The organism is Stenotrophomonas maltophilia group sp. Smal13, from assembly GCF_030236855.1.
GTDB classification, from domain to species: Bacteria; Pseudomonadota; Gammaproteobacteria; order Xanthomonadales; family Xanthomonadaceae; genus Stenotrophomonas; species Stenotrophomonas maltophilia_A.
In genome coordinates this window covers 1-4,319 of sequence record NZ_JASJSQ010000157.1, presented here as the reverse complement: position 1 = coordinate 4,319, position 4,319 = coordinate 1, and the positions used below count along the sequence as shown (strand labels likewise).

4 protein-coding genes and 1 pseudogene are annotated in these 4,319 nt (G+C 66.5%); all 5 read left to right on the top strand.

The annotated features are described in order from the left end of the window. Positions 1 to 311 (top strand): annotated as a pseudogene (locus QRO95_RS25005) (methyl-accepting chemotaxis protein); the annotation flags it as partial. Between the two features lie 158 nt (positions 312 to 469). Further along, positions 470 to 1,243 carry a flagellar brake protein gene (locus tag QRO95_RS25000; protein WP_049401200.1) on the top strand — a complete coding sequence of 258 codons (774 nt, stop codon included), beginning with the start codon at positions 470 to 472 and terminating at the stop codon, positions 1,241 to 1,243. Positions 1,244 to 1,486: 243 nt separating this feature from the next. Next, positions 1,487 to 1,978 (top strand): chemotaxis protein CheW, encoded by a 492-nt coding sequence (locus QRO95_RS24995; protein ID WP_049401162.1) that lies wholly within the window; start codon positions 1,487 to 1,489, stop codon positions 1,976 to 1,978. Between the two features lie 136 nt (positions 1,979 to 2,114). After that, positions 2,115 to 2,498, top strand: a complete 384-nt coding sequence (locus QRO95_RS24990; protein WP_010482470.1) for a hypothetical protein — start codon at positions 2,115 to 2,117, stop codon at positions 2,496 to 2,498. A gap of 101 nt (positions 2,499 to 2,599) precedes the next feature. Further along, positions 2,600 to 4,319: MCP four helix bundle domain-containing protein (locus QRO95_RS24985; RefSeq protein ID WP_285303711.1), on the top strand; the 1,720-nt coding region annotated here is incomplete at its 3' end.

The window sequence follows — 4,319 nt, the reverse complement described above, 5'->3', positions numbered from 1 at the left end:
GCATCGAGCAGGTCAACCAGACCGTGGTGCAGATGGACGAGACCACCCAGCAGAATGCTGCGCTGGTGGAAGAAGCCACCGCTGCCGCACGTGCAATGGAAGACCAGGCCGTGCAGCTGGGTGAAGCCGTGGCCCGCTTCCGGCTGGCATCACAGGGCACGACGGCCATCCCGGCACGCCCGCTGGCGGCACCGGTACCGCGCCAGGTCGCAGCCGCCGCACCGGCCTCAAAGCCGGTCCCGGCGCGTACGCTGCGCACGGCGACGGCCCAGCCGGCGCTGGCCGCAGACGGCGACTGGCAGGAGTTCTGATGTACCCCGGGTCGGATCCCTTTCCTCCGGGAAAGGGATCCGACCCCTGACGCATGGAAAGTGATGCAATTCTCACTTCATAATCGGGCACAGTGGCCGATATCCCCATCGAGCCTCGCGCCAACGCGTGCTGGCGCCCGCCCCTGACCGTAGATTCCATGTCCGACGGCAACGACACTGCAGTGCATGATGTCCACGCGGCTGATGCCGCTGACGAACGTTTCCTGGTCCGTAATCCGCGCCAGCTGCGGCAGCTGTTGCGATCGCTGATCGACCAGCGATCACTGATCAATGCGCATATCGACGGCCGCGACCGCTCGTTCCCGACCGCGCTGCTTGAACTCGACGAGGACGACGACACCCTGCTGCTCGATGGCAGCCCGCAGGAGGCGTCCAACCGCGCCGCCGAACAGGCCGACCATCTGCTGTGCTTTGCCCAGCTCGAACGCGTGTTGGTGCGGTTCCGCCTGCAGGCACTGCAGCGTGTGGACAACGACGGCCACGTCGCCTTCCGTGCCCCTCTGCCGATTGAACTGGTCCATCTGCAACGACGTGAGATGTACCGGCTGGAGACCCCAGTCACCGATTCGCCCCAGCTGCTGATCCCCGCCGGCGAGAGCCGTGCCGAAGCGCTGTCGATGCGGGTGGTGGACATCAGCGGAGGCGGCCTGGCGGTGGCCGTACCTACCGACTGCGCGGTGTTCAGCCTGCAGAAGCGCTACCCGGCGATGCTGTCGCTGCCCGACGGCCCCGACCTGGAGATCGAGCTGGTCGTCTGCAACCTGCTGCCGCAGCGCCAACCCAATGGTATCGAGATCAAGCGCGTGGGCATGCGCTTCGACATCCTGCCGCGTGGCGCCGACAGTGCCATCCAGCGCTACATCTTCCGCATCGACCGCCAGCGCAAGGCGCGCCGCAACGGCGAGCTGTAAGGCCTCCCGACCGGTAGTGCCGGCCGCTGGCCGGCAATGACCGTATCCACATTGTTGCCAGGTTGCCGGCCAGCGCCCGGCACTAGCGCTTCCCGTGTAGATCCACGCCATGCGCGGATGCCCCCATCTTCCCCGGTAGATCCACGCCATGCGTGGATGCCTTCCCCCGGCACCTAAAGTCCCCCGACGAGGGGCCGATATCGAGCCTGACACCGGGACTTCCGGCAGAACCAGGACCCCTCGATGAACGACAAGACCAGCTCCGCCGCCAGCGCCGGTGGCGAATTCCTCAGCTTCACCCTCGGTGCCGAGCACTACGGCGTGGACATCCTCAAGGTCCAGGAAATCCGCGGCTATGACGCGGTGACCCGGGTCCCGGATGCACCGGACTACATCAAGGGCGTGATCAACCTGCGCGGCACCATCGTCCCGGTGATCGACCTGCGCCTGAAGCTGCGCCTGGACGATGCCCGCTACGACGCCTTCACCGTGATGATCGTGCTGAACGTCGACGACCGCGTGGTCGGCATCGTCGTCGACAGCGTCTCGGACGTGATCCCGCTGTCGGCCGAGCAGATCCGCCCGACCCCGGAATTCGGCGCCGCCGTCGATACCCGCTTCATCTCCGGCATCGGCACGCAGGACGACCGCATGCTGATCCTGCTCGACATCGAGACCCTGCTGGACAGCGCCGACATGGGCCAGGCCAGCGTCGTTGAAGACGCCGCTGCCTGACCGAACGGACCTGCTTCACGTTCTGGTCACAAAACCCTTCAGTTCCCTCCGGCAGTGCCGATAGGGGGACAGAAGCCGGTCGCGCAGGAGCGCGCAGGACCGGAACGACCATCACCATCCCCGGAGATACACCTCGATGAAGTCCCTGCTTGCGTTCGTTTCGGCCGCTGTCCTGGCCACCACTGCTTCCGCCGCGTTCGCCCAGTCGGCCGACATGATCCCGCCGGAACTGGCACCGCGCTCGGTCGGCAAGGACGGCATGGTCTGCGGCAAGGTCGAGAAGGCCCGCTACGCAGAAGGTTCCGAAGGCCAGCCGACCTTCCTGTACATGGGCGGCGCCTTCCCGCGCCACACCTTCTCGGCCCGCATCGCTGGCGAGAACCGCGGCAAGTTCTCCTTCCCGCTGGAAACCCTGGAAGGCAAGACCGTCTGCGTGATCGGCAAGATCCAGCGCGACGCCTCGCGCGCCGAAATCGAAGTCAGCTCGCCGGCCGGCCTGAAGCTGGCCAACATCAAGTAATCCGCTGTCCGTCGAACCACGCCGGACCTGGTGCCGGCGTGGTTTCTGCTGCAACCGGGCCCGATGCCCGGGCGCGTCTGCCTTAGGAGCTCGCAACGCCCATGCCGTGGATCAACAACCTGAAACTGATGCCGAAGCTGCTGCTGACCTTCGGTGTCCTCCTGCTGGTGATGCTGCTGCAGGGTATCGTCGCCTATCGCGGCCTGCACTCGCTGAACAACGTCACCACCGAGCTGGCGGGTTCTCGCATGGAGAGCATCCGCATGGCCGGCGAGATGCGCGGCATGCTGGGTGAATACCGCAACGCCGCCTACCAGCAGCTGATCCGCGCCAGTGACGACGTCAAGGCTGATGCACGCAAGCAGACCGTCGAGCTGCGTACCAGCATGGACAAGTCGATCAAGGACTATCCGAAGCTGGTCGACAACGCACAGCAGAAGAAGCTGTTCGACACCTTCGCCAAGGAATGGAAGGACGCCCTGGCCTCCTATGACAGCGTCACCGAGATGCTGGAACTGGACCTGCCGGACGACGCCATCGATACCTTCGTCGGCGAGACCCGCACCAAGCACCGCAAGGCCGCTTCGGCGCTGGAAGCGCTGATCGCCGAAGACAACCGCCTCGCCCGCGCCTCGCGCGAAGAGGCCGAATCCACCTACTCCGCCTCGGCCGTGCTGACCGCGATCGCTCTGCTGGGCGGCGCCGCACTCGGCCTGGTGCTGGTCTGGCTGTTTGCCCGTGCCCTGGTCGGCAGCGTGCGCGGCGCCGTCTCGGTTGCCAACGATGTGGCCGGCGGCAAGCTCGATGGCCACATCGACGTCAGCCGCCAGGACGAAGTGGGCGAACTGATGCAGGCGATGCAGCGCATGCAGCGCGACCTGCGCGAGCGCACCGAAACCGACCAGGCCATCGCCCGCGAGAACCTGCGCATCCGCACCGCGCTGGACTACAGCTCCACCGGCGTGTACCTGACCGACACCAGCAATACCATCGTCTACACCAATCGCGCCCTGCAGCAGACCCTGAGCCAGTACCAGGACGACGTGCGCCGCGACCTGCCGGACTTCGACGCGCAGGCCTCGCTGATCGGCAAGCCGGTCACTGTGCTGGAGCATCGCGGCGAGATGGACCAGACCCTGCTGGGCAACCTGAAGGCACACGGCGTCGCCCGTCGCCCGATGCAGTACGGCGATGCCCAGTTCGCCCAGGTGGTTTCCACCATCCGCAATGAAGGCGGCGACACCGTCGGCTACGTGGTGGAATGGCGCGACCGCACCCAGGAAGCGCAGGTGGAAGCCGAAGTGGCCCGCGTGATCGCCCAGGCTGCTGCCGGCGACCTGTCCGGCCGCATCGATTCCAGCGACAAGGAAGGCTTCTTCCTGCAGCTGGCCCAGCAGATCAACGGCCTGCTCGACGCCAACGCCGGCAGCATCGAACAGATCTCCGGGCTGCTTGCCGCACTGTCGCAGGGTGACCTGACCGTGCGCATGCACGGCGACTACCAGGGCGTGTTCGCCCGTATGCGAGACGACGCCAACGCCACCGCCGCGCAGCTGAGCGAGATCGTCACCCGCATCAAGCAGTCCAGCCGCGCGATCAGCTCGGCCGCCGGCGAGATCGCATCGGGCAACAGTGACCTGTCGCGCCGCACCGAGCAGCAGGCCGCCAACCTGGAAGAAACCGCCGCCTCGATGGAGGAGCTGACCTCCACCGTGCGCCAGAACGCCGAGCATGCCCGCCAGGCCAACCAGCTCGCCATCGGCGCGCATGGCGTCGCCTCGCAGGGCGGTGAAGTGGTCGGCCAGGTGGTCACCACCATGT

Excerpts from the sequence above, each read along its gene's own strand:
- QRO95_RS24995 (WP_049401162.1), top strand. The coding sequence starts at position 1,487 with ATGAACGACAAGACCAGCTCCGCCGCCAGCGCCGGTGGCGAATTCCTC.
- QRO95_RS25000 (WP_049401200.1), top strand. The coding sequence starts at position 470 with ATGTCCGACGGCAACGACACTGCAGTGCATGATGTCCACGCGGCTGAT.
- QRO95_RS24990 (WP_010482470.1), top strand. The coding sequence starts at position 2,115 with ATGAAGTCCCTGCTTGCGTTCGTTTCGGCCGCTGTCCTGGCCACCACT.